The organism is Kaistella haifensis DSM 19056 (genome assembly GCF_000735695.2).
Classification (GTDB): Bacteria; Bacteroidota; Bacteroidia; order Flavobacteriales; family Weeksellaceae; genus Kaistella; species Kaistella haifensis.
In genome coordinates this window covers 1-1559 of record NZ_JASZ02000082.1, presented here as the reverse complement: position 1 = coordinate 1559, position 1559 = coordinate 1, and the positions used below count along the sequence as shown (strand labels likewise).

Genomic DNA, 1559 nt, shown 5'->3' with positions numbered 1-1559 from the left:
TGAAAGAACTCATCGATAAAGACGACCATAAGAAACAGCATACCATTGAAAAAAAAAAGCACAAGCGAAAAAACAAAAATGCGGTAAGCCAAACGGATATGAATTTAATTGCTTACCAATACTTCGAAGGTGTAGATCTGATGGCTATTGAAGGGGTAAGTGAGGGATTGATTATGACCCTTATTGCTGAAATCGGATTAGACGGTATTAGGAAATTCCCCACTGCTAAACAGTTCACGGCCTGGCTTAGGCTTGCGCCAAACAACAAGATAAGCGGAGGCAAGGTGCTGTCCAACCACATCCCGAAAGGAAGTTCAAGGCTCAAAATTGCCTTTCGAAACACTGCCAATGCCATCGGTAATCTCAAAGAAGGCTGGCTCGCAGACTTTTTCAAAAGGTTGAACTACAAGAAAGGAAGAGCAACTGCTGTCTCTGCACTGGCCCGCAAACTTGCCGTCATCATCTGGAACATGCTTGTGAAAGGGCAAAGCTACCAACCACCTTCACTATATCTGTTCCTTGACGAGAAAAGAAAAATTGCTGCAGCCAAAAGAATTCAAAAACAAATCACTAAATTTGGATTGACTGACAGAGATATTGAAATCACAAAATACTGATTATCAATATTAAAATTTAACGTTAGTCAGAATTGTGTTACAACCATTGTCAATAAAGGAAAAATTGAGAGTTTTCAAAATTTTATTTAAAGGAAATAAAATTCATTTTCCTAAAGAAAACAAACCTTAAAACTCTAACAAAAACGCAACGAAATCATCACTAAAAAATGCAAAATTTAACGCTGAAAATTATTGTAAAAAATAAACGAAAATTTGGTTAAAATTACGCGTGAAAAACTGAAAAAAATGCAAAAAATTCTAATAAAAAAGAATCGTAGAAATTGAGTTTCTCCAATTGATGGAGAAAGAATTTTCATTACAATTGGAACGCATATTTGACAAACTTTGCTCACAAAATTTTAAAAATTTTCAAAATTCTGTAAGGAAAAATGACGATTTTTAGAAACCGCAAAAAATCAAAAAAAAATTGATTGAAAAGATTTGACAATCTCGAATCTGAAAAAGCTCAAAACTTGATAAAAATCTTAAATTTTATTGGAGAAAAACAAAACTGAATAAGCGGATAGCTTATTTTAAACTATGATTTTTGCTTTGAATAAATTTAAAAATAAAGCTGAAAATCTTAATGGAAAATTGCGTGAAAACATTGAAGTTACCTGCAAAACGCTAAAATATTGCGCATAAAACAACTACAGCTAATAACTAAGCTTTCGTTTTGTCTGCAAGACAAGAAATGAAAGCCCGTTGAACGCAAGCTCCGGTGGCTTTTCAGCAGTATAATGGTCCTCTTATGGGGATGTCGTTTTTAGAATTTAGAGGTGCAAAGCAGTTTTTTCAGAAGAACTGCTTTTTTTGTGGCGTTGGGTAGCCTTTATTGGTGGATTTCAGCGGTTTTTCCTCGCTTCAGAACATAGGTTCCCTTACCCGCAAAGGTTATTTTGCAGACAGCGTTTGGGTAACGAAAAGAAAATCCTGCGGCGG

The 1559-nt window shown here is 35.0% G+C and carries 1 protein-coding gene; it reads left to right on the top strand.

Annotated elements, in window-relative coordinates; genetic code table 11:
- Positions 1-617: transposase (locus AP75_RS13935; protein WP_143755944.1), on the top strand; the 617-nt coding region annotated here is incomplete at its 5' end.
- Positions 618-1559 lie beyond the last annotated feature (942 nt).